Source organism: Klebsiella sp. 10, assembly GCF_018223925.1.
Taxonomy (GTDB): domain Bacteria; phylum Pseudomonadota; class Gammaproteobacteria; order Enterobacterales; family Enterobacteriaceae; genus Klebsiella; species Klebsiella pneumoniae.
Genome location: NZ_JAGRRB010000005.1, coordinates 1 through 21,563, shown reverse-complemented (window position 1 = coordinate 21,563; position 21,563 = coordinate 1). Strand labels below are relative to the sequence as shown.

Sequence of the window (21,563 nt, the reverse complement as noted above, 5' to 3'; positions counted from 1 at the left end):
GAGGATAAGCCATGCCACGTTCTCTCAAGAAAGGTCCTTTTATTGACCTGCACTTGCTGAAGAAGGTAGAGAAAGCGGTGGAAAGCGGAGACAAGAAGCCCCTGCGCACTTGGTCCCGTCGTTCAACGATCTTTCCTAACATGATCGGTTTGACCATCGCTGTCCATAATGGTCGTCAGCACGTTCCAGTATTTGTTTCCGACGAAATGGTCGGTCACAAACTGGGTGAATTCGCACCGACTCGTACTTATCGCGGCCACGCTGCTGATAAAAAAGCGAAGAAGAAATAAGGTAGGAGGAAGAGATGGAAACTTTAGCTCAACATCGCCATGCTCGTTCTTCTGCTCAGAAGGTTCGCCTTGTAGCTGACCTGATTCGCGGTAAGAAAGTGTCGCAGGCCCTGGATATTCTGACCTACACCAACAAAAAAGCTGCTGTACTGGTCAAGAAGGTACTGGAATCTGCCATTGCTAACGCTGAACACAACGATGGCGCTGACATTGATGATCTGAAAGTTGCGAAAATTTTCGTAGACGAAGGCCCGAGCATGAAGCGCATTATGCCGCGTGCTAAAGGTCGTGCAGATCGCATCCTGAAGCGCACCAGCCACATCACTGTGGTTGTGTCCGATCGCTGAGACTCTGGAGACTAGCAATGGGTCAGAAAGTACATCCTAATGGTATTCGCCTGGGTATTGTCAAACCATGGAACTCTACCTGGTTCGCGAACACCAAAGAATTCGCTGACAACCTGGACAGCGATTTTAAAGTACGTCAGTTCCTGACTAAAGAACTGGCTAAAGCGTCTGTATCTCGCATCGTTATCGAGCGTCCGGCTAAGAGCATCCGTGTGACCATTCACACCGCTCGCCCGGGTATCGTTATCGGTAAGAAAGGCGAAGACGTAGAAAAACTGCGCAAGGTCGTAGCGGATATCGCTGGCGTACCTGCACAGATCAATATCGCCGAAGTTCGTAAACCTGAACTGGACGCAAAACTGGTTGCTGACAGCATCACTTCTCAGCTGGAACGTCGCGTTATGTTCCGTCGTGCGATGAAGCGTGCTGTACAGAACGCAATGCGTCTGGGCGCTAAAGGTATCAAAGTTGAAGTTAGCGGCCGTCTGGGCGGCGCGGAAATCGCACGTACCGAATGGTACCGTGAAGGTCGCGTACCGCTGCACACTCTGCGTGCTGACATCGACTACAACACCTCTGAAGCGCACACCACTTACGGTGTAATCGGCGTTAAGGTATGGATCTTCAAAGGTGAGATCCTGGGTGGTATGGCTGCTGTTGAACAACCGGAACCGGCTGCTCAACCTAAAAAGCAGCAGCGTAAAGGCCGTAAATAAGGAGCGTCGCTGATGTTACAACCAAAGCGTACAAAATTCCGTAAAGTGCACAAAGGCCGCAACCGTGGTCTGGCGCAGGGTACGGATGTTAGCTTCGGCACTTTCGGTCTGAAAGCTGTTGGCCGTGGTCGTCTGACTGCACGTCAGATCGAAGCAGCACGTCGTGCTATGACCCGTGCAGTTAAGCGTCAAGGTAAGATCTGGATCCGTGTATTCCCGGACAAACCGATCACCGAGAAGCCGCTGGAAGTTCGTATGGGTAAAGGTAAAGGTAACGTGGAGTACTGGGTTGCCTTGATTCAGCCGGGTAAAGTCCTGTATGAAATGGACGGTGTACCGGAAGAGCTGGCCCGTGAAGCATTCGGCCTGGCAGCAGCGAAACTGCCGATCAAAACCACCTTTGTAACTAAGACGGTGATGTAATGAAAGCAAAAGAGCTGCGTGAAAAAAGCGTTGAAGAGCTGAACGCTGAGCTGCTGAACCTGCTGCGTGAGCAGTTCAACCTGCGCATGCAGGCTGCAAGTGGCCAGCTGCAACAGACTCATCTGCTGAAGCAAGTGCGTCGTGATGTTGCACGCGTTAAGACTTTACTGACTCAGAAGGCGGGTGCGTAATGACCGATAAAATCCGTACTCTGCAAGGTCGCGTAGTTAGCGACAAAATGGAGAAATCCATTGTTGTTGCTATCGAACGTATGGTGAAACACCCGGTTTACGGTAAATTCATCAAACGTACGACCAAACTGCACGTACATGACGAGAACAACGAATGCGGTATCGGCGACAAGGTTGAAATCCGCGAATGCCGTCCGCTGTCCAAGACTAAGTCCTGGACGCTGGTTCGCGTTGTAGAGAAAGCGGTTCTGTAATAGAGTACGCATTCTCGATACGGATAAACGGCTCAGCGATGAGCCGTTTATTTTTTCTACCCATATCTGGTTTGTGGTGTTATAATGCCGCGCCCTCGATATGGGGCTTTTTAACGACCCTAATTTTCGGGTCTCAGTAGTAGTTGACATTAGCGGAGCACTAAAATGATCCAAGAACAGACTATGCTGAACGTCGCCGACAACTCCGGTGCACGTCGCGTAATGTGTATCAAGGTTCTGGGTGGCTCGCACCGTCGCTACGCAGGCGTAGGCGACATCATCAAGATCACCATCAAAGAAGCAATTCCGCGTGGTAAGGTCAAAAAAGGTGATGTGCTGAAGGCGGTAGTGGTGCGCACCAAGAAGGGTGTTCGTCGCCCGGACGGTTCTGTCATTCGCTTCGATGGTAATGCATGCGTTATTCTGAACAATAACAGCGAGCAGCCTATCGGTACGCGTATTTTTGGGCCGGTAACTCGTGAACTTCGTACCGAGAAGTTCATGAAAATTATCTCTCTGGCACCAGAAGTACTCTAAGGAGCGAATCATGGCAGCGAAAATCCGTCGTGATGACGAAGTTATCGTGTTAACCGGTAAAGATAAAGGTAAGCGCGGTAAAGTTAAGAATGTCCTGTCTTCCGGCAAGGTCATTGTTGAAGGTATCAACCTGGTTAAGAAACACCAGAAGCCGGTTCCGGCTCTGAACCAACCAGGCGGCATCGTTGAAAAAGAAGCTGCAATTCAGGTTTCTAACGTTGCAATCTTCAATGCGGCAACCGGCAAGGCTGACCGTGTAGGCTTTAGATTCGAAGACGGTAAAAAAGTCCGTTTCTTCAAGTCTAACAGCGAAACTATCAAGTAATTTGGAGTAGTACGATGGCGAAACTGCATGATTACTACAAAGACGAAGTAGTTAAGAAACTCATGACTGAGTTTAACTACAATTCTGTCATGCAAGTCCCTCGGGTCGAGAAGATCACCCTGAACATGGGTGTTGGTGAAGCGATCGCTGACAAGAAACTGCTGGATAACGCAGCAGCTGACCTGGCAGCAATCTCCGGTCAAAAACCGCTGATCACCAAAGCACGCAAATCAGTTGCAGGCTTCAAAATCCGTCAGGGCTATCCGATCGGCTGTAAAGTAACTCTGCGTGGCGAACGCATGTGGGAGTTCTTTGAGCGCCTGATCACTATTGCTGTACCGCGTATTCGTGACTTCCGCGGCCTGTCCGCTAAGTCTTTCGACGGTCGTGGCAACTACAGCATGGGTGTCCGTGAGCAGATCATCTTCCCAGAAATCGACTACGATAAAGTCGACCGCGTTCGTGGTTTGGATATTACCATTACCACTACTGCGAAATCTGACGAAGAAGGCCGTGCTCTGCTGGCTGCCTTTGACTTCCCGTTCCGCAAGTAAGGTAGGGTTACTTAATGGCTAAGCAATCAATGAAAGCACGCGAAGTAAAGCGCGTGGCTTTAGCTGATAAATTCTTCGCTAAACGCGCTGAACTGAAAGCTATCATCTCTGATGTGAACGCAACCGACGAAGATCGTTGGAATGCCGTTCTCAAGCTGCAGACTCTGCCGCGTGATTCCAGCCCGTCTCGTCAGCGTAACCGCTGCCGTCAAACAGGTCGTCCGCATGGTTTCCTGCGGAAGTTCGGGTTGAGCCGTATTAAGGTCCGTGAAGCCGCTATGCGCGGTGAAATCCCGGGTCTGAAAAAGGCTAGCTGGTAATTGTCACCAATTGAATCACGGGAGTAAAGACAGATGAGCATGCAAGATCCGATCGCGGATATGCTGACCCGTATCCGTAACGGTCAGGCCGCGAACAAAGCTGCGGTCACCATGCCTTCCTCCAAGCTGAAAGTGGCAATCGCCAACGTGCTGAAGGAAGAAGGTTTTATCGAAGATTTTAAAGTTGAAGGCGACACCAAGCCTGAACTGGAACTTACTCTCAAGTATTTCCAGGGCAAAGCTGTTGTAGAAAGCATTCAGCGTGTCAGCCGCCCAGGTCTGCGCATCTATAAGAAAAAAGATGAGCTGCCGAAAGTTATGGCCGGTCTGGGTATCGCAGTTGTTTCTACCTCTAAAGGTGTTATGACTGATCGTGCAGCGCGCCAGGCTGGTCTTGGTGGCGAAATTATCTGCTACGTAGCCTAATCGGAGGAAAAAATGTCTCGTGTTGCTAAAGCACCGGTCGTTGTTCCTGCCGGCGTTGATGTAAAAATCAACGGTCAGGTTATTACGATCAAAGGTAAAAACGGCGAGCTGACTCGTACTCTCAACGATGCTGTTGAAGTTAAACATGCAGATAATGCACTGACCTTCGGTCCGCGTGATGGTTACGCAGACGGTTGGGCTCAGGCTGGTACCGCGCGTGCCCTGCTGAACTCAATGGTTATCGGTGTTACCGAAGGCTTCACTAAGAAGCTGCAGCTGGTTGGTGTAGGTTATCGTGCAGCGGTCAAAGGGAATGTAGTAAACCTGGCTTTAGGTTTCTCTCACCCGGTTGATCATCAGCTGCCTGCGGGTATCACTGCAGAATGTCCGACTCAGACTGAAATCGTGCTGAAAGGCGCTGATAAGCAGGTGATCGGCCAGGTTGCAGCAGATCTGCGCGCCTACCGTCGTCCTGAGCCTTACAAAGGCAAGGGTGTTCGTTACGCCGACGAAGTCGTGCGTACCAAAGAGGCTAAGAAGAAGTAAGGTAACACTATGGATAAGAAATCTGCTCGTATCCGTCGTGCGACCCGCGCACGCCGCAAGCTCCAGGAGCTGGGCGCAACTCGCCTGGTGGTACATCGTACCCCGCGTCACATTTACGCACAGGTAATTGCACCGAATGGTTCTGAAGTTCTGGTAGCTGCTTCTACTGTAGAAAAAGCTATCGCTGAACAACTGAAGTACACCGGTAACAAAGACGCTGCAGCAGCTGTGGGTAAAGCTGTCGCTGAACGCGCTCTGGAAAAAGGCATCAAAGATGTTTCCTTTGACCGTTCCGGGTTCCAATATCATGGTCGTGTCCAGGCACTGGCAGATGCTGCCCGTGAAGCTGGCCTTCAGTTCTAAGGTAGAGGTGTAAGATGGCTCACATCGAAAAACAAGCTGGCGAACTGCAGGAAAAGCTGATCGCGGTAAACCGCGTATCTAAAACCGTTAAAGGTGGTCGTATTTTCTCCTTCACAGCTCTGACTGTAGTAGGCGATGGTAACGGTCGCGTTGGTTTTGGTTACGGTAAAGCGCGTGAAGTTCCAGCAGCGATCCAGAAAGCGATGGAAAAAGCCCGTCGCAATATGATTAACGTCGCGCTGAACCACGGCACCCTGCAGCACCCGGTTAAGGGTACTCACACGGGTTCTCGTGTATTCATGCAGCCGGCTTCCGAAGGTACCGGTATCATCGCCGGTGGTGCAATGCGCGCCGTTCTGGAAGTCGCTGGGGTTCGTAACGTTCTGGCTAAAGCGTATGGTTCCACTAACCCGATTAACGTGGTTCGTGCAACTATCGACGGTCTGGAAAACATGAAGTCCCCGGATATGGTCGCTGCCAAGCGTGGTAAATCCGTTGAAGAAATTCTGGGGAAATAAACCATGGCAAAGACTATTAAAATTACTCAAACCCGCAGTGCAATCGGTCGTCTGCCGAAACACAAGGCAACGCTGCTTGGCCTGGGTCTGCGTCGTATTGGTCACACCGTAGAGCGCGAGGATACTCCTGCTGTTCGTGGTATGGTCAACGCGGTTTCCTTCATGGTTAAAGTTGAGGAGTAAGAGATGCGTTTAAATACTCTGTCTCCGGCCGAAGGCTCCAAAAAGGCGGGTAAACGCCTGGGTCGTGGTATCGGTTCTGGCCTCGGTAAAACCGGTGGTCGTGGTCACAAAGGTCAGAAATCTCGTTCTGGCGGTGGCGTACGTCGCGGTTTCGAGGGTGGTCAGATGCCTCTGTACCGTCGTCTGCCGAAATTCGGCTTCACTTCTCGTAAAGCGATGATCACCGCAGAGATCCGTCTCTCCGATCTGGCTCACGTAGAAGGCGATGTAGTAGACCTGAACGCGCTGAAAGCGGCTAACATTATCGGTGTCCAGATCGAGTTCGCGAAAGTGATCCTGTCTGGTGAGGTAACTCGTCCGGTAACTGTTCGTGGCCTGCGTGTGACTAAAGGTGCTCGTGCTGCTATCGAAGCTGCTGGCGGTAAAATTGAGGAATAAGTAGCAGATGGCTAAACAACCGGGATTAGATTTTCAAAGTGCCAAAGGTGGCCTTGGCGAACTGAAACGCAGACTTCTGTTTGTGGTCGGTGCGCTGATAGTGTTCCGTATTGGCTCTTTTATTCCGATCCCTGGTATTGATGCCGCTGTACTTGCCAAACTGCTTGAGCAACAGCGAGGCACCATCATTGAAATGTTCAACATGTTCTCTGGTGGTGCTCTCAGCCGTGCTTCTATCTTTGCGCTGGGGATTATGCCGTACATTTCGGCATCGATCATCGTGCAGCTGCTGACGGTGGTTTATCAACCGCTGGCGGAACTGAAGAAAGAAGGGGAGTCTGGTCGTCGTAAGATCAGCCAGTACACCCGCTACGGTACTCTGGTGCTGGCGATATTCCAGTCGATCGGTATTGCTACCGGTCTGCCGAATATGCCTGGTATGCAAGGCCTGGTGATTAATCCAGGCTTTGCATTCTATTTCACCGCTGTTGTCAGTCTGGTCACAGGGACTATGTTCCTGATGTGGCTCGGCGAACAGATCACTGAACGTGGTATCGGTAACGGTATCTCGATCATTATCTTCGCCGGTATCGTTGCGGGACTCCCGCCGGCCATCGCCCATACTATCGAGCAAGCGCGTCAAGGCGACCTGCACTTCCTCCTGTTGCTGTTGGTTGCAGTATTAGTATTTGCAGTGACCTTCTTTGTTGTATTCGTTGAGCGTGGTCAACGCCGCATTGTGGTAAACTACGCGAAACGTCAACAGGGTCGTCGTGTCTATGCTGCACAGAGCACACATTTACCGCTGAAAGTGAATATGGCGGGGGTAATCCCGGCAATCTTCGCTTCCAGTATTATACTGTTCCCGGCAACCATCACGTCATGGTTCGGGGGTGGTACTGGTTGGAACTGGCTGACAACAATTTCGCTGTATTTGCAGCCTGGGCAACCGCTTTATGTGTTACTCTATGCGTCTGCAATCATCTTCTTCTGTTTCTTCTACACGGCGTTGGTTTTCAACCCGCGTGAAACAGCAGATAACCTGAAGAAGTCCGGTGCATTTGTACCAGGAATTCGTCCGGGAGAGCAAACGGCGAAGTATATCGATAAAGTGATGACTCGCCTGACTCTGGTTGGTGCGTTGTACATTACTTTTATCTGCCTGATCCCGGAGTTCATGCGTGACGCGATGAAAGTGCCGTTCTACTTCGGTGGGACCTCGCTGCTTATCGTTGTTGTCGTGATTATGGACTTTATGGCTCAAGTGCAAACTCTGATGATGTCCAGTCAGTATGAGTCTGCATTGAAGAAGGCGAACCTGAAAGGCTACGGCCGTTAAAACTGGTCGCCCGAGAAGTTACGGAGAGTAAAAATGAAAGTTCGTGCTTCCGTCAAGAAATTATGCCGTAACTGCAAAATCGTTAAGCGTGATGGTGTCATCCGTGTGATTTGCAGTGCCGAGCCGAAGCATAAACAGCGCCAAGGCTGATTTTTTCGCATATTTTTCTTGCAAAGTTGGATTGAGCTGGCTAGATTAGCCAGCCAATCTTTTGTATGTCTGTACGTTTCCATTTGAGTATCCTGAAAACGGGCTTTTCAGCATGGTGCGTACATATTAAATAGTAGGAGTGCATAGTGGCCCGTATAGCAGGCATTAACATTCCTGATCACAAACATACCGTTATCGCTTTAACCGCTATTTTCGGTATCGGCAAAACCCGTTCTAAAGCCATCTGCGCTGAAACGGGCATCGCTGAAAATGTTAAGATCAGTGAGCTGTCTGAAGAACAAATTGATATTCTGCGTGAAGCAGTAGGTAAATTTGTCGTTGAAGGTGATCTGCGCCGTGAAATCACCCTGAGCATCAAGCGTCTGATGGACCTTGGTTGCTACCGTGGTTTGCGTCATCGTCGTGGTCTCCCGGTTCGCGGTCAGCGTACCAAGACCAACGCACGTACCCGTAAGGGTCCGCGTAAACCGATCAAGAAATAATCGGGGTGATTGAATAATGGCAAAGGCACCAATTCGTGCACGTAAGCGTGTAAGAAAACAAGTCTCTGACGGCGTGGCTCATATCCATGCTTCTTTTAACAACACCATCGTTACCATCACTGATCGTCAGGGTAACGCACTGGGTTGGGCAACAGCCGGTGGTTCCGGTTTCCGTGGTTCTCGCAAATCCACTCCGTTCGCAGCTCAGGTTGCAGCAGAGCGTTGCGCAGAAGCCGTAAAAGAATACGGCATCAAGAATCTGGAAGTTATGGTCAAAGGTCCGGGTCCGGGTCGCGAATCTACCATTCGTGCACTGAACGCCGCTGGTTTCCGCATCACTAATATTACTGATGTGACTCCGATCCCTCATAACGGTTGTCGTCCGCCGAAAAAACGTCGCGTATAACGCTGCGTTTTCCAGGTTAGTTGGAGAAAGAAAATGGCAAGATATTTGGGTCCTAAGCTCAAGCTGAGCCGTCGTGAGGGCACCGACTTATTCCTTAAGTCTGGCGTTCGCGCGATCGATACCAAGTGTAAAATTGAACAAGCTCCTGGCCAGCACGGTGCGCGTAAGCCGCGTCTGTCTGACTATGGTGTGCAGTTGCGTGAAAAGCAAAAAGTTCGCCGTATGTACGGTGTGCTGGAGCGTCAGTTCCGTAACTACTATAAAGAAGCAGCACGTCTGAAAGGCAACACCGGTGAAAACCTGTTGGCTCTGCTGGAAGGTCGTCTGGACAACGTTGTATACCGTATGGGCTTCGGCGCCACTCGTGCTGAAGCACGCCAGCTGGTTAGCCACAAAGCGATTATGGTAAACGGTCGTGTTGTTAACATCGCTTCTTATCAGGTTAAAGCGAATGACGTTGTCAGCATTCGTGAGAAAGCGAAAAAGCAATCTCGCGTGAAAGCCGCTCTGGAGCTGGCTGAGCAGCGTGAAAAGCCAACCTGGCTGGAAGTTGATGCTGGCAAGATGGAAGGTACGTTCAAGCGTCAGCCGGAGCGTTCTGATCTGTCTGCGGACATTAACGAACACCTGATCGTCGAGCTTTACTCCAAGTAAAGCTTAGTACCAAAGAGAGGACACAATGCAGGGTTCTGTGACAGAGTTTCTAAAACCGCGCCTGGTCGATATCGAGCAAGTGAGTTCGACGCACGCCAAGGTGACCCTTGAGCCTTTAGAGCGTGGCTTCGGCCATACTCTGGGTAACGCACTGCGCCGTATTCTGCTCTCATCGATGCCGGGTTGCGCGGTGACCGAGGTTGAGATTGATGGTGTACTGCACGAGTACAGCACCAAAGAAGGCGTTCAGGAAGACATCCTTGAAATCCTGCTCAACCTGAAAGGGCTGGCGGTGAGAGTTCAGGGTAAAGATGAAGTCATCCTTACTTTGAATAAATCTGGCATTGGCCCTGTGACCGCAGCCGACATTACCCACGACGGTGATGTCGAAATCGTCAAGCCGCAGCACGTGATTTGCCACCTGACTGATGAGAACGCTGCTATTAGCATGCGTATCAAAGTTCAGCGCGGTCGCGGTTATGTGCCGGCTTCTGCCCGAATTCATTCGGAAGAAGATGAGCGCCCAATCGGCCGTCTGCTGGTCGACGCCTGCTACAGCCCTGTAGAGCGTATTGCCTACAATGTTGAAGCTGCGCGTGTAGAACAGCGTACCGACCTGGACAAGCTGGTCATCGAAATGGAAACCAACGGCACAATCGATCCTGAAGAGGCGATTCGTCGTGCGGCAACCATCCTGGCTGAACAACTGGAAGCTTTTGTTGACCTACGTGATGTACGTCAGCCAGAAGTGAAAGAAGAGAAACCAGAATTCGATCCGATCCTGCTGCGCCCTGTTGACGATCTGGAATTGACTGTCCGCTCTGCTAACTGCCTCAAGGCAGAAGCTATCCACTATATCGGTGATCTGGTACAGCGTACCGAGGTTGAGTTGCTGAAAACGCCGAACCTGGGTAAAAAATCTCTTACTGAGATTAAAGACGTGCTGGCTTCCCGTGGACTGTCTCTGGGCATGCGCCTGGAAAACTGGCCACCAGCAAGCATTGCTGACGAGTAACCGGATCACAGGTTAAGGTTTTACTGAGAAGGATAAGGTCATGCGCCATCGTAAGAGTGGTCGTCAACTGAACCGCAACAGCAGCCATCGCCAGGCTATGTTCCGTAACATGGCAGGTTCGCTGGTTCGTCATGAAATCATCAAGACGACCCTGCCGAAAGCGAAAGAACTGCGTCGCGTAGTTGAGCCGCTGATTACTCTTGCCAAGACTGATAGCGTTGCTAATCGTCGTCTGGCATTCGCCCGCACTCGTGATAACGAGATCGTGGCAAAACTGTTTAACGAGCTGGGCCCGCGTTTCGCGAGCCGCGCCGGTGGTTACACTCGCATTCTGAAGTGTGGCTTCCGTGCAGGCGACAACGCGCCGATGGCATACATCGAGCTGGTTGATCGTGCTGAGCCGAAAGCAGAAGCTGCTGCAGAGTAATCTGTAGTAACGTAAAAAAACCCGCCCTGGCGGGTTTTTTTATATCTACCCCATCCCCATTTCACTACACTATCTGTACTCTTTTTGTTCATCCCCTGGAGCCGTAGAATGTGGTTGCTGGATCAGTGGGCGGAACGTCATATCCTCGATGCCCAAACCAAAGGTGAGTTCGATAATTTACCCGGCAGCGGAGAACCGCTGACTCTCGATGACGATTCACATGTGCCGGCGGAGTTGCGGGCAGGCTATCGCCTTCTGAAAAATGCAGGATGTCTTCCTCCGGAACTGGAGCAACGCAAAGAAGCGTTGGCTCTGGCAGACTTACTGAACGGCGTCCGTCAGGACGATCCGCGTCATGCCGAACTTAGCAAACGCCTTGCCCTGCTCGAGCTGAAGTTACGTCAGGCAGGTCTGAACACCGACTTTTTACGCGGTGAGTACGCCGATGCGTTGCTGCAAAAAATAAATCAGGAGTAAATATGTATCGTATTGGTGAATTGGCAAAACTGGCTGACGTGACGCCTGATACCATCCGCTACTATGAAAAGCAGCAGATGATGGATCATGACATACGCACCGAGGGAGGATTTCGTCTGTACTCGGATAACGATCTTCAACGGCTGCGCTTTATTCGTTATGCCCGACAACTGGGTTTCACCCTGGAAGCGATCCGCGAATTATTGTCGATCCGCATCGATCCGGAGCATCATACCTGTCAGGAGTCGAAAGGGATCGTTCAGGCGCGATTAAGTGAAGTCGAGGCGCGGATTAAAGAGCTACAGACGATGCGCCGCTCTCTGCAGCGGCTCAACGATGCCTGTTGCGGCACTGCCCACAGCAGCGTTTACTGTTCTATCCTTGAGGCCCTTGAACAAGGGGCCAGCAACGGCAATGGCGGACGTTGATTTTTTAAACGCGCGGATCTACACTCGCGTCGAGTTTATACATATACCGGAGTAACTATGAGTCGCTATCAGCATACTAAAGGACAAATTAAAGATAACGCCATTGAGGCACTTCTCCACGATCCGTTATTTAGGCAGCGCGTAGAGAAAAACAAGAAAGGGAAAGGAAGCTATCAACGTAAAGATAAACATGCAGGAAGGGTTGATCGGGAGGCCAGTGGCAAGCAAGCGAATCGCTTTTTTACCACTGGCCTTCTGCTTTCTCTGCTGATTAAGAACGGTTGTTTTGTTCTTTCAGCAGATCGCGAATTTCGCTCAGCAGAACTTCTTCTTTAGAGGGAGCTGGCGGTGCCGCCGGAGCCTCTTCTTTCTTACGATTTAACTTATTCATCAATTTAATCGCCATGAAGATGGCAAACGCGACGATGATGAAATCGAAAACGTTCTGAATGAATACCCCATAATGCATCACCACAGCCGGGACATCGCCCTGGGCATCACGTAGCGTGACGGCAAACTGTTTAAAATCGATCCCGCCAATCAACAGGCCGAGTGGCGGCATAATAATATCCGCGACCAGTGATGAAACAATTTTACCGAATGCTGCACCGATGATCACACCTACTGCCAAATCGACAACGTTCCCGCGCATCGCGAATTCGCGAAACTCTTTTAAAAAACTCATTTTATTCTCCTTGTGCCAGCTGACGTTGTAAGTTTAACAAATGTATTTTCATTTGCCATTCCCAGCAGATAGTTACTGCAAAATATTAACCTTTGAATAATAAGGGATAATAAAAAGGCGCCTGTTCGGCGCCCTGGGAATTACAGGAAGAAAGGACTTGGCTGGAACAGCCTTTCGACATCGGAAATAAACTTCTTATCGGTCAAAAACATGATCACATGGTCGCCCTGCTCGATCCGTAGATTATTATTGGCGATCATCACGTCATTGCCCCGCACGACGGCGCCGATGATCGTGCCCGGTGGAAGTTTGATCTCATCGATCGAACGCCCGACTACCCGGGAGGTGCTCTCATCGCCGTGCGCGACTGCCTCGATCGCTTCTGCAACGCCGCGGCGCAAGGAGGAGACGCCGACAATATCGGCTTTACGGACATGACTGAGGAGTGCGGAAATTGTGGCCTGCTGAGGCGAAATCGCAATATCGATGACGCTACCCTGGACCAGATCCACGTAGGCTCTGCGCTGGATTAGCACCATCACTTTTTTCGCGCCCATTCGCTTGGCCAACATAGCCGACATAATATTGGCTTCGTCGTCGTTAGTGACGGCAATAAACAGGTCCACCTGGTCAATATGCTCTTCAGCCAACAGCTCCTGGTCCGATGCATCCCCGTAGAAGACGATAGTATGCTGCAGCTTTTCCGCCAGCTCAGCGGCTCGCTGCTGATTACGTTCGATAAGCTTAACGCTGTAATCTTTTTCCAGCTTATGGGCCAGACCCGCGCCAATATTGCCCCCGCCGACCAGCATAATACGCTTATACGGCTTTTCCAGTCGCTGCAGTTCGCTCATGACCGCGCGAATATGCTGCGAGGCGGCAATAAAGAAGACTTCATCTCCGGCCTCGACAATCGTCGAGCCCTGCGGGCGGATGGGGCGATCGTGGCGGAAAATGGCGGCCACGCGCGTATCGATATGCGGCATATGCTCCCGCATAGTGGATAAGGCATTCCCCACCAGCGGGCCACCATAATAGGCTTTTACTACCGCGAGACTGACTTTTCCTTCTGCGAAGTTCACGACCTGCAGCGCGCCGGGATATTCGATCAGACGGTGGATGTTGTCGATGACCAGTTGTTCCGGAGCGATTAAGTGATCGATGGGTACCGCTTCAGAGTTGAAGAGCTTTTCCGCATCACGAACGTAATCAGGCGCACGAATACGCGCTATGCGGTTTGGCGTATTGAACAATGAATAAGCGACCTGGCAGGCCACCATGTTGGTTTCGTCCGAACTAGTGACCGCTACCAGCATATCGGCATCATCGGCCCCCGCCTCACGCAGTACGCGAGGGTGAGAGCCATGCCCCTGGACGACACGCAGGTCGAACTTATCCTGCAGGCTGCGCAGACGGTCGCCATTGGTATCAACCAGCGTAATATCATTGTTCTCGCCGACGAGGTTTTCCGCCAGCGTGCCGCCGACCTGGCCGGCGCCCAGAATAATAATCTTCATCTGCAGTAACCCATTAGTTCCGACGTTTGATTAGCTTAGCGTAAAAGAAGCCATCACCTTCTTCCACGCCCGGCAGATTTTGCTGCCCGGGGCTCGCCGGCGTGCCGGTTGCGTGAAGTTCTGCATCCGGAGTTCGCGCGAGGAAGGCGGCAATTTGCTGACTGTTCTCTTCCGGCAGAATAGAACAGGTTGCGTAAACCAGCGTGCCGCCTGGCTTCAGGTGCCCCCAGATGGCATTGAGGATCTCGGCCTGCAGTTGGGCTAACTCGGCGATATCCCGATCCCGGCGCAGCCATTTGATATCCGGATGGCGGCGAATAACGCCGGTTGCGGAGCAGGGGGCATCCAGCAGAATACGATCGAACTGCTCATTGCCACACCACTGCTCAGGGAAGCGGCCATCGCCCTGCTTGACTTCGGCTTTCATGCCCAGCCGTTTCAGGTTGTCATAGACGCGGGACAGACGCTGTTCATCAATATCCACTGCCATAACCTGAGCCTGGGGAGCGACTTCCAGAATATGCGTCGTCTTCCCGCCCGGTGCGGCGCAGAGATCGAGAATGCGTTCGCCGTTTTCCGGCTGCAGATAACGTATACAGCCCTGGGCCGAGGCGTCCTGGACGGTCACCCAGCCTTCGGCAAAGCCTGGTAACGCGTGGACCGGGGCAGGGGTGGCCAGGCGTACGGCGTCCGGATAATCAGGGTGGGTAAAGCCCTCTAAACCGGCCTCGTTAAGCAGGGCAAGCCACTCATCCCGGGAATGATGGTTGCGGTTAACGCGCAGCCACATCGGCGGACGCTGGTTGTTCGCCTCGACGATCTCCTGCCACTGCTCCGGCCAGGCCTGCTGCAGGCGTTTCAGCAGCCATTTGGGATGAAGATAGCGGTTTTCATGCTCAGCAAATTCGGCTAACAACGCTTCCTGCTGGCGCTGGAACTGGCGTAGCACGCCGTTGATTAGCCCTTTAAGCTGCGGGCGTTTAATGGCCACCGCGCCTTCTACCGTTTCCGCCAGCGCGGCGTGTGGTGGAATGCGGGTGTAGAGTAACTGATAGAGACCAACCATGATCAGAAAGTGCACGGTGCGCTGTTTGCCGGTCATCGGACGCGCCATTAGCTTGCTGATAAGCCACTCCAGCTGGCTTAGAGTACGTAGTACACCAAAGCACAACTCCTGCAGTAGCGCTTTATCTTTATCGCTGACTTTCTGCTGTAGAGGGGGCAGTACGTTGCTTAAAGACTGCCCTTTTTCAACAACTTGCTCGATAGCCTGGGCGGCCAGGCTGCGTAAATTTATATTCTTTTTCATAAGCGCAAAAATAAAAATGCCCGGCGAACCCGGGCTTCAGAAGAGACGACCGTCAGGCGAGACGGGTGCCAGGGATAAACCACTCCCGGCGGGAATTGAGTAAGTCCTGGGCGCTCATCGCTTTTTTACCCGCAGGCTGTAGCGACTCCAGGCTGAGGATCCCATCCCCCGTGGCGACCTGAATACCCTGTTTGGTTGCTGCCACGATAGTACCCGGTTCGGCGTGAGCGGCTTCGGCGATGACCGATGCTCGCCACACTTTTACCGGTTGTCCGTCAATTTCCAGCCAGCTCATTGGCCACGGATTAAACGCGCGGATGCAGCGTTCCAACTGCGCAGCGGAAAGCGACCAATCGATACGAGCCTCTTCTTTACTCAGTTTTTCGGCATGGCACACCAGCGATTCATCTTGTACTTCAGGCCGTGCGGTGCCGTTGGCCAGCTGGGCTAACGTTGCCAGCAGCCCCTGAGGGCCGAGCTCGGCCAGCTTATCGTACAGGCTGCCGCTGGTATCCTCTGCGGTAATGGGACAGGAAAGCTTATACAGCATATCCCCCGTATCAAGGCCGACGTCCATCTGCATGATGGTTACGCCAGTTTCGCTATCCCCCGCCCACAGTGAACGCTGAATAGGCGCTGCGCCACGCCAGCGCGGTAGCAGCGAGCCGTGAACGTTGATACAGCCCAGACGGGGCATCTCCAGCACCGCTTTAGGCAGAATCAGACCGTACGCCACTACCACCATAATATCGGCGCCGAGATCGGCGACTAACCGCTGGTTATCCTGCGGACGCAGGGAGGATGGCTGGAACACAGGTAAGTTATGGGCTTCTGCCAGTACTTTTACCGGGCTTGGCATCAATTTTTTGCCGCGACCAGCAGGGCGATCAGGCTGAGTGAATACGCCAACAACCTGATGTTCAGACGACAGCAGCGCATCAAGATGACGCGCTGCAAAATCAGGGGTGCCGGCGAAAATGATACGTAGTGATTGTGACACGGTATTCCTTGTTATCAGGCACGGGAACGTAAACGATCCAGTTTCTCTACCTTCTGACGAATGCGCTGTTGTTTGAGTGGTGACAGATAGTCAATAAACAGTTTGCCGACCAGGTGATCCATTTCATGCTGGATACAGATAGCCAGCAGGCCATCGGCCTCCAGTTCAAACGGCTTACCATCGCGATCCAGTGCGCGGATCTTCACTTTTTCCGCACGCGGCACCAGGGCGCGCTGTTCAGGAATGGACAAGCAGCCTTCTTCAATACCGGTTTCGCCATCTTTCTCCAGCATTTCCGGGTTAATTAATACCAGCTGCTCTTCACGATTTTCCGACACATCAATAACGATAATGCGCTGATGGATATCGACCTGGGTTGCGGCCAGACCAATGCCTTCCTCGGCGTACATGGTGTCGAACATATCATCGACGATACGCTGAATTTCCGCATTCACTTCTTTGACCGGCTCGGCGACTTTGCGAAGGCGCTCGTCCGGAATATGTAACACTTGCAAAACTGCCATAAAGTTCCAGAGTCGTATTCAGGAGTTGATAAGATTATTAGCTCTATTCTAGACAAAACCCCCTGCAATTGACAGTCTCACTGTCCAATCGCAAAGATTGTCAATACCGCTTATGGCAGGGGGTAAGGATGACGCCCGACGAGATTTGGCTGCGGCTGATGAAGGTCAGTAGCTTGTATGGCGACAGGATGGTAGAGATCGCTCAGCGCTTATGCGCAGCCGCCAGCGTTGATCGTGAAGCGCTGCATGCCGTCGGGATGACCGCGGCGCAGGCAAAGTTATTTTTCCGGCTTGACGAGCATGAGCTTGACGAGACGCGGCGCTGGCTGGAACAACCGGATCATCATTTGTTACGGGGTGACGATCCGCGCTATCCATTGCGGTTAAAGGCTATCGCTGATTACCCCGGCGCGTTGCTGGTCAGCGGCGGCCTCGCCCTGCTTCACAGCGCGCAGCTTGCCGTTATTGGCAGTCGCTCGCACTCCTGGTATGGCGCCTGCTGGGGAAACTGTTTAGCGAAACGCTGGCGCATAAAGGGATTACCATCACCAGTGGGCTGGCGTTAGGCATTGACGGGGTCGCGCACCGCGGCGCGCTGGCGGCGGAGGGTAAAACTATCGCGGTACTGGGCAATGGGCTGAGTCAGGTTTATCCGCGGCGCCATGCAACTCTCGCCCGGCAGATCATCGACAATGGCGGTACGCTGGTATCTGAATTTCCACTTGTTACGCCGCCGCTTCCCGCACATTTCCCCAGGCGCAACCGGATTATCAGCGGCTTAAGCCTGGGCGTGCTGGTGATTGAGGCGGCGTTGCGAAGCGGATCGCTGGTCACCGTCCGCTGCGCCCTGGAGCAGGGAAGGGATGTGTTCGCCCTGCCTGGCCCGATAGGCAATCCGGGATCGGAAGGCCCGCACTGGTTAATTAAGCAAGGCGCGGTGCCAGTGACCTCGCCAGAGGATATTGTGGAATACTGGCATAACGAGCTGGCCTGGCTGACTGATACGTCTGATTCGATAAATATTTGCGTCGATCAGCCGTCTGTAGCATTGCCATTTCCGGAGCTCCTGGCTAACGTAGGAGATGAGGTAACACCTGTTGACGTTGTCGCTGAACGTGCCGGCCAATCTGTGCCAGTAACCGTAGCTCAGCTACTTGAACTGGAGTTAGCAGGCTGGATCGCAGCTGTACCCGGCGGCTATGTCCGATTAAGGAGGGCAAGCCATGTTCGACGTACTCATGTATTTGTTTGAAACTTACATCCATAGCGAAGCAGAAATGCGCGTGGATCAGGACAAACTGACGCGGGATCTTACCGATGCGGGTTTTGAGCGGGAAGACATCTATAACGCGTTAATGTGGCTCGAGAAACTGGCTGATTATCAGGAAGGTCTCGTTGAACCCATGCAGCTCGCTTCCGACCCGCTCTCTCTTCGGGTATATACCGAAGAGGAGTGCCAGCGTCTGGATGCCAGTTGCCGGGGGTTTTTACTCTTCCTCGAGCAGATTCAGGTGTTGAACCTCGAAACGCGAGAAATGGTGATAGAGCGCGTACTGGCGCTGGATACGGCGGAATTTGAGCTGGAAGACCTGAAATGGGTCATCCTGATGGTACTGTTCAATATTCCGGGCTGTGAAAACGCCTATCAGCAAATGGAAGAATTACTCTTCGAAGTAAATGAAGGTATGCTGCATTAATCTTTTTGCAGCAACATCGAGTTGTTATGACCAAATCAGCACTGTTTTCGGTGCGTAAAAATGAGCCCTGCCCGCAGTGCGGGGCCGAACTGGTGATCCGTTCCGGGAAACATGGCCCGTTTCTCGGCTGTTCGCATTATCCGGACTGTGACTATATTCGTCCCCTGAAAAGCCAGGCGGACGGGCATATCGTTAAGGTGCTGGAGGGGCAAGAGTGCCCATCGTGCGGTGCGGTTATGGTGTTACGCCAGGGGCGTTTTGGGATGTTCATTGGCTGTAGCCGCTATCCGGAATGTGAACATACCGAGCTGATTGATAAACCCGATGAGACGGCTATCGCTTGCCCGCAGTGCGGACAAGGCCATCTGGTCCAGCGTCGTTCCCGTTTCGGTAAAACCTTTCACTCCTGCGATCGCTATCCTGATTGCCAGTTCGTTATCAATTTTAAACCGGTGGCGGGCGAATGCCCTGAATGCCATTACCCGCTGTTAATAGAAAAGAAGACGGCGCAGGGGCTCAGACGCTTCTGTGCCAGTAAACAATGTGGAAAGCCGATCCCGGCGGAATAAATCAGTGAACAATAACCTGCCCTCAGAAGCCGTCGCCCATGCCGTGGCGGTCCTGAAAAATGAACATGTCATCGCCTATCCCACCGAAGCCGTGTTTGGCGTCGGCTGCGACCCTGACAGCGAAACGGCCGTTATGCGCCTGCTGGAGCTGAAGCAGCGTCCTGTTGAGAAAGGATTGATCCTTATCGCCGCCAGCTTTGAGCAACTGAAGCCCTATATTGATGATTCACGGTTAAGTGACTCACAGCGGGAAGCCATCTTCTCTTGCTGGCCGGGACCGGTGACGTTTGTATTCCCGGCGCGTCCTGAAACGCCGCGCTGGCTGACTGGACGTTTTGATTCACTGGCCGTACGCGTGACTAACCATCCGCTGGTAATCGAATTGTGCGAAACCTACGGAAAACCACTGGTTTCGACCAGCGCCAATCTCACCGGGCAACCACCGTGCCGTACTACCGCAGAGGTCCATGCTCAGTTTGGCGACAGCTTCCCGGTGGTGGATGGCGCCACGGGCGGCCGGCAAAACCCATCTGAAATCCGTGATGCCCTGACGGGTGAACTGTTCCGCCAGGGGTGAACCATGGAAACCTATGCCGTTTTTGGTAATCCGATCGCGCACAGTAAGTCGCCTGCTATTCATCAGCTGTTTGCCCGCCAGTTAGGAATTACTCATCCTTATGGACGTGTACTGGCGCCGCTGGATGATTTTGTCTCTTCTCTGAATCAGTTCTTTGCAGAAGGAGGAAAGGGGGCCAACGTCACCGTTCCTTTTAAAGAGGAAGCCTTTGCGCGTGCCGACGAACTGACAGAACGCGCAGCGCTGGCGGGAGCAGTAAACACCCTGAAACGCCTGGAAGATGGCCGTTTACTGGGGGACAACACCGACGGTATTGGTCTTCTGAGCGATCTTGAACGCCTGGGATTCATTAAGCCGCGCCAACGGATCCTGCTTGTTGGTGCTGGTGGGGCATCTCGCGGGGTTCTTTTGCCGCTTCTGTCGCTGGGATGCGCCGTCACGATCGTGAATCGCACCTATTCTCGTGCCCGTGAGTTAGCCACTCTCTTCGCCCATACCGGGAGCGTTAGCGCAAGGGAGATGGATACCTTATCCGGGGAAACATTCGATCTGATCGTCAATGCGACGTCCAGTGGAATAGACGGTGATGTACCAGCTATCCCGGCATCTATTGTCAACGCTGACGTATATTGCTATGACATGTTTTACCAGAAAGGGCCGACACCGTTTCTTCACTGGTGCCAGCAATATGGCGCAGTCCACTGTGCCGATGGGCTGGGAATGCTGGTGGCGCAAGCCGCCCATGCTGTTCTGCTATGGCACGGCGTTCTGCCGGCTATCGCTCCGGTCATTGAAACGCTGCAGCAGGAACTGAATGCATGAATCAGGCGATTCAGTTTCCTGACCGGGAATCATGGGATGCCGAACGGCAGGGCGTGGTTTTTCCCGCGCTGGTGAATGGGATGCAATTAACCTGCGCAATTTCAGGGCAAATCATGCAGCAGCGTTTCGGCGCAGAGGGGCCAGCGCAGTGGCTGGCCGCCTTCCAGGAACATCGTTGGGATCTAGAGGAAGAGGCAGAAGCATTGATCCGCGATGGTCAGGAAGATGCTCAGGGCTGGATCTGGTTATCCTGATCCAGGTACTCATTTTTCCATTTCACATAGTTATTTGCTGAATACTTGAGTCCTTCCCGTTCCGCCTCTGTCAGGGGGCGGATCTGTTTGACCGGATTGCCAAAGTAAAGGTAGCCGCTTTCCAGCTGTTTGTTCTGCGGAACCAGACTGCCCGCACCAATCATGACGTCATCGCCAACGACGACACCATCTAATAAGATCGAACCCATACCAACCAGTACGCGGTTGCCGATAGTGCAGCCGTGCAGCATCACTTTATGACCAACAGTTACATCCTCACCAATGATCAGCGGATTTCCCTCCGGCTTATAAGAGGACTTATGGGTCACATGGAGAACGCTACCGTCCTGAATATTGCTGCGTTGACCTATCGATACATAGTTGACGTCGCCGCGAATGGCCACCAGAGGCCAGACGCTGACGTCATCGGCAATTCTGACATCGCCGATGACAACGCTGGATGCGTCAATCATGACGCGAAGACCGATTTGTGGGAAAAATGCTTTGTAGGGGCGCAGCTGAGCAGACATATAGACCTCAAAATACGGGAACGTAAGAAGACTTTGGTGGCTTTTATCTCCCTGTGCAACCCCTGAAAACGGTGAAAATTGAGCAAATCGTGCAATTACACGGCGAAAAGGGTGAAAAATCACCATTCAGAAAAAAAGATCGAAAAAAGGCTTGTGCAAAAAAATGGGATCCCTATAATGCGCACCCACTGACACGGCAGATGTGAATCACTTCACACAAACAGTCGGTTCGGTTGCAGAGAAAAATCC

General features: G+C 52.4%; 37 protein-coding genes and 1 pseudogene. 32 read left to right on the top strand and 6 right to left on the bottom strand.

Annotated features, from left to right (window positions below):
* Positions 1 to 11: 11 nt before the first annotated feature.
* The 26 genes from rpsS to KHQ26_RS05895 all read left to right on the top strand — a co-directional run bounded on the left by rpsS (position 12) and on the right by KHQ26_RS05895 (position 12,166).
* Positions 12 to 290 carry a 30S ribosomal protein S19 gene (gene rpsS / locus KHQ26_RS06020; protein ID WP_001138115.1) on the top strand — a complete coding sequence of 93 codons (279 nt, stop codon included), beginning with the start codon at positions 12 to 14 and terminating at the stop codon, positions 288 to 290.
* A 14-nt stretch (positions 291 to 304) separates the two neighbouring features.
* Positions 305 to 637: a 50S ribosomal protein L22 gene (rplV, locus tag KHQ26_RS06015; RefSeq protein WP_002919773.1), complete on the top strand. Its 333-nt coding sequence runs from the start codon at positions 305 to 307 to the stop codon at positions 635 to 637.
* Positions 638 to 654: 17 nt separating this feature from the next.
* Entirely contained in the window at positions 655 to 1,353 is a 699-nt protein-coding gene (gene rpsC, locus KHQ26_RS06010) for a 30S ribosomal protein S3 (protein WP_002919766.1), read from the top strand.
* Positions 1,354 to 1,365: 12 nt separating this feature from the next.
* Positions 1,366 to 1,776, top strand: a complete 411-nt coding sequence (gene rplP / locus KHQ26_RS06005; protein WP_002919759.1) for a 50S ribosomal protein L16 — start codon at positions 1,366 to 1,368, stop codon at positions 1,774 to 1,776.
* Complete coding sequence (rpmC, locus tag KHQ26_RS06000; RefSeq protein ID WP_002919754.1) at positions 1,776 to 1,967, top strand: 50S ribosomal protein L29; 192 nt, start codon at positions 1,776 to 1,778, stop codon at positions 1,965 to 1,967. Before rplP ends, rpmC begins: the two co-directional genes overlap by 1 nt.
* Positions 1,967 to 2,221: a 30S ribosomal protein S17 gene (rpsQ, locus tag KHQ26_RS05995; RefSeq protein ID WP_002919751.1), complete on the top strand. Its 255-nt coding sequence runs from the start codon at positions 1,967 to 1,969 to the stop codon at positions 2,219 to 2,221. The genes rpmC and rpsQ overlap by 1 nt, the downstream gene beginning before the upstream one ends.
* Before the next feature lie 165 nt (positions 2,222 to 2,386).
* Positions 2,387 to 2,758, top strand: a complete 372-nt coding sequence (gene rplN / locus KHQ26_RS05990; RefSeq protein ID WP_002919748.1) for a 50S ribosomal protein L14 — start codon at positions 2,387 to 2,389, stop codon at positions 2,756 to 2,758.
* A 10-nt stretch (positions 2,759 to 2,768) separates the two neighbouring features.
* A complete protein-coding gene (rplX, locus tag KHQ26_RS05985; RefSeq protein ID WP_000729185.1) occupies positions 2,769 to 3,083 on the top strand; it encodes a 50S ribosomal protein L24 in 315 nt (104 codons plus the stop codon).
* 14 nt (positions 3,084 to 3,097) lie between these two features.
* A complete protein-coding gene (gene rplE, locus KHQ26_RS05980; RefSeq protein ID WP_001096200.1) occupies positions 3,098 to 3,637 on the top strand; it encodes a 50S ribosomal protein L5 in 540 nt (179 codons plus the stop codon).
* Between the two features lie 14 nt (positions 3,638 to 3,651).
* On the top strand, positions 3,652 to 3,957 hold the full coding sequence (gene rpsN / locus KHQ26_RS05975; protein ID WP_002919667.1) for a 30S ribosomal protein S14: 306 nt from the start codon (positions 3,652 to 3,654) through the stop codon (positions 3,955 to 3,957).
* 33 nt (positions 3,958 to 3,990) lie between these two features.
* Positions 3,991 to 4,383, top strand: a complete 393-nt coding sequence (gene rpsH / locus KHQ26_RS05970; RefSeq protein ID WP_002919665.1) for a 30S ribosomal protein S8 — start codon at positions 3,991 to 3,993, stop codon at positions 4,381 to 4,383.
* Positions 4,384 to 4,395: 12 nt separating this feature from the next.
* Positions 4,396 to 4,929 carry a 50S ribosomal protein L6 gene (gene rplF, locus KHQ26_RS05965; RefSeq protein WP_002919662.1) on the top strand — a complete coding sequence of 178 codons (534 nt, stop codon included), beginning with the start codon at positions 4,396 to 4,398 and terminating at the stop codon, positions 4,927 to 4,929.
* Positions 4,930 to 4,938: 9 nt separating this feature from the next.
* Positions 4,939 to 5,292, top strand: a complete 354-nt coding sequence (rplR, locus tag KHQ26_RS05960) for a 50S ribosomal protein L18 (RefSeq protein ID WP_000358960.1) — start codon at positions 4,939 to 4,941, stop codon at positions 5,290 to 5,292.
* 14 nt (positions 5,293 to 5,306) lie between these two features.
* Positions 5,307 to 5,810, top strand: coding sequence for a 30S ribosomal protein S5 (rpsE, locus tag KHQ26_RS05955; RefSeq protein ID WP_002919545.1), 504 nt, complete (start codon positions 5,307 to 5,309; stop codon positions 5,808 to 5,810).
* A gap of 3 nt (positions 5,811 to 5,813) precedes the next feature.
* Entirely contained in the window at positions 5,814 to 5,993 is a 180-nt protein-coding gene (gene rpmD / locus KHQ26_RS05950) for a 50S ribosomal protein L30 (protein WP_001140434.1), read from the top strand.
* Positions 5,994 to 5,996: 3 nt separating this feature from the next.
* Positions 5,997 to 6,431, top strand: a complete 435-nt coding sequence (gene rplO, locus KHQ26_RS05945) for a 50S ribosomal protein L15 (protein WP_002919516.1) — start codon at positions 5,997 to 5,999, stop codon at positions 6,429 to 6,431.
* Positions 6,432 to 6,438: 7 nt separating this feature from the next.
* On the top strand, positions 6,439 to 7,770 hold the full coding sequence (gene secY / locus KHQ26_RS05940; protein WP_002919515.1) for a preprotein translocase subunit SecY: 1,332 nt from the start codon (positions 6,439 to 6,441) through the stop codon (positions 7,768 to 7,770).
* 33 nt (positions 7,771 to 7,803) lie between these two features.
* Entirely contained in the window at positions 7,804 to 7,920 is a 117-nt protein-coding gene (rpmJ, locus tag KHQ26_RS05935; protein WP_000868187.1) for a 50S ribosomal protein L36, read from the top strand.
* Positions 7,921 to 8,066: 146 nt separating this feature from the next.
* Positions 8,067 to 8,423 carry a 30S ribosomal protein S13 gene (rpsM, locus tag KHQ26_RS05930; RefSeq protein ID WP_002919259.1) on the top strand — a complete coding sequence of 119 codons (357 nt, stop codon included), beginning with the start codon at positions 8,067 to 8,069 and terminating at the stop codon, positions 8,421 to 8,423.
* 16 nt (positions 8,424 to 8,439) lie between these two features.
* Positions 8,440 to 8,829 carry a 30S ribosomal protein S11 gene (rpsK, locus tag KHQ26_RS05925; RefSeq protein WP_002919257.1) on the top strand — a complete coding sequence of 130 codons (390 nt, stop codon included), beginning with the start codon at positions 8,440 to 8,442 and terminating at the stop codon, positions 8,827 to 8,829.
* 33 nt (positions 8,830 to 8,862) lie between these two features.
* Positions 8,863 to 9,483 carry a 30S ribosomal protein S4 gene (gene rpsD / locus KHQ26_RS05920; RefSeq protein ID WP_002919224.1) on the top strand — a complete coding sequence of 207 codons (621 nt, stop codon included), beginning with the start codon at positions 8,863 to 8,865 and terminating at the stop codon, positions 9,481 to 9,483.
* 25 nt (positions 9,484 to 9,508) lie between these two features.
* Entirely contained in the window at positions 9,509 to 10,498 is a 990-nt protein-coding gene (locus tag KHQ26_RS05915) for a DNA-directed RNA polymerase subunit alpha (protein ID WP_002919219.1), read from the top strand.
* Positions 10,499 to 10,538: 40 nt separating this feature from the next.
* Positions 10,539 to 10,925: a 50S ribosomal protein L17 gene (rplQ, locus tag KHQ26_RS05910; protein WP_002919206.1), complete on the top strand. Its 387-nt coding sequence runs from the start codon at positions 10,539 to 10,541 to the stop codon at positions 10,923 to 10,925.
* A gap of 108 nt (positions 10,926 to 11,033) precedes the next feature.
* Positions 11,034 to 11,402, top strand: coding sequence for a DUF1992 domain-containing protein (locus KHQ26_RS05905; protein WP_002919204.1), 369 nt, complete (start codon positions 11,034 to 11,036; stop codon positions 11,400 to 11,402).
* Positions 11,403 to 11,404: 2 nt separating this feature from the next.
* Complete coding sequence (gene zntR / locus KHQ26_RS05900; RefSeq protein ID WP_004185894.1) at positions 11,405 to 11,830, top strand: Zn(2+)-responsive transcriptional regulator; 426 nt, start codon at positions 11,405 to 11,407, stop codon at positions 11,828 to 11,830.
* A 57-nt stretch (positions 11,831 to 11,887) separates the two neighbouring features.
* Positions 11,888 to 12,166 carry an alternative ribosome-rescue factor A gene (locus tag KHQ26_RS05895; RefSeq protein ID WP_004188380.1) on the top strand — a complete coding sequence of 93 codons (279 nt, stop codon included), beginning with the start codon at positions 11,888 to 11,890 and terminating at the stop codon, positions 12,164 to 12,166.
* On the opposite strand, the gene mscL is transcribed toward KHQ26_RS05895, so the two are convergent.
* The 5 genes from mscL to def all read right to left on the bottom strand — a co-directional run bounded on the left by mscL (position 12,102) and on the right by def (position 16,865).
* Positions 12,102 to 12,515 (bottom strand): large-conductance mechanosensitive channel protein MscL, encoded by a 414-nt coding sequence (gene mscL / locus KHQ26_RS05890; protein ID WP_004145325.1) that lies wholly within the window; start codon positions 12,513 to 12,515, stop codon positions 12,102 to 12,104. The two genes, KHQ26_RS05895 and mscL, sit on opposite strands and share 65 nt — an antisense overlap.
* Positions 12,516 to 12,655: 140 nt before the next feature.
* Positions 12,656 to 14,032: a Trk system potassium transporter TrkA gene (gene trkA, locus KHQ26_RS05885; RefSeq protein ID WP_002919153.1), complete on the bottom strand. Its 1,377-nt coding sequence runs from the start codon at positions 14,030 to 14,032 to the stop codon at positions 12,656 to 12,658.
* Between the two features lie 13 nt (positions 14,033 to 14,045).
* Positions 14,046 to 15,341, bottom strand: coding sequence for a 16S rRNA (cytosine(967)-C(5))-methyltransferase RsmB (rsmB, locus tag KHQ26_RS05880; RefSeq protein ID WP_020804222.1), 1,296 nt, complete (start codon positions 15,339 to 15,341; stop codon positions 14,046 to 14,048).
* A 52-nt stretch (positions 15,342 to 15,393) separates the two neighbouring features.
* A complete protein-coding gene (gene fmt, locus KHQ26_RS05875) occupies positions 15,394 to 16,341 on the bottom strand; it encodes a methionyl-tRNA formyltransferase (RefSeq protein WP_004150007.1) in 948 nt (315 codons plus the stop codon).
* Between the two features lie 14 nt (positions 16,342 to 16,355).
* A complete protein-coding gene (def, locus tag KHQ26_RS05870; RefSeq protein ID WP_004174081.1) occupies positions 16,356 to 16,865 on the bottom strand; it encodes a peptide deformylase in 510 nt (169 codons plus the stop codon).
* A 128-nt stretch (positions 16,866 to 16,993) separates the two neighbouring features.
* Here def and dprA point away from each other — a divergent pair.
* The 6 genes and pseudogenes from dprA to KHQ26_RS05840 all read left to right on the top strand — a co-directional run bounded on the left by dprA (position 16,994) and on the right by KHQ26_RS05840 (position 20,784).
* Positions 16,994 to 18,117, top strand: a pseudogene (gene dprA, locus KHQ26_RS05865) (DNA-protecting protein DprA).
* Positions 18,089 to 18,562, top strand: coding sequence for a DUF494 family protein Smg (gene smg, locus KHQ26_RS05860; RefSeq protein ID WP_002919137.1), 474 nt, complete (start codon positions 18,089 to 18,091; stop codon positions 18,560 to 18,562). Before dprA ends, smg begins: the two are co-directional and overlap by 29 nt.
* 26 nt (positions 18,563 to 18,588) lie before the next feature.
* On the top strand, positions 18,589 to 19,131 hold the full coding sequence (locus KHQ26_RS05855; RefSeq protein ID WP_004145330.1) for a type I DNA topoisomerase: 543 nt from the start codon (positions 18,589 to 18,591) through the stop codon (positions 19,129 to 19,131).
* Positions 19,132 to 19,135: 4 nt separating this feature from the next.
* Positions 19,136 to 19,708 carry an L-threonylcarbamoyladenylate synthase type 1 TsaC gene (gene tsaC, locus KHQ26_RS05850; RefSeq protein WP_020804221.1) on the top strand — a complete coding sequence of 191 codons (573 nt, stop codon included), beginning with the start codon at positions 19,136 to 19,138 and terminating at the stop codon, positions 19,706 to 19,708.
* Between the two features lie 3 nt (positions 19,709 to 19,711).
* Positions 19,712 to 20,530 carry a shikimate dehydrogenase gene (gene aroE / locus KHQ26_RS05845; RefSeq protein WP_002919126.1) on the top strand — a complete coding sequence of 273 codons (819 nt, stop codon included), beginning with the start codon at positions 19,712 to 19,714 and terminating at the stop codon, positions 20,528 to 20,530.
* On the top strand, positions 20,527 to 20,784 hold the full coding sequence (locus KHQ26_RS05840) for a DUF1488 domain-containing protein (RefSeq protein ID WP_020804218.1): 258 nt from the start codon (positions 20,527 to 20,529) through the stop codon (positions 20,782 to 20,784). The genes aroE and KHQ26_RS05840 overlap by 4 nt, the downstream gene beginning before the upstream one ends.
* Here the strand turns inward: KHQ26_RS05840 and KHQ26_RS05835 are convergent.
* Positions 20,760 to 21,314: a gamma carbonic anhydrase family protein gene (locus tag KHQ26_RS05835; RefSeq protein ID WP_002919123.1), complete on the bottom strand. Its 555-nt coding sequence runs from the start codon at positions 21,312 to 21,314 to the stop codon at positions 20,760 to 20,762. The genes KHQ26_RS05840 and KHQ26_RS05835 overlap by 25 nt on opposite strands.
* Positions 21,315 to 21,563 lie beyond the last annotated feature (249 nt).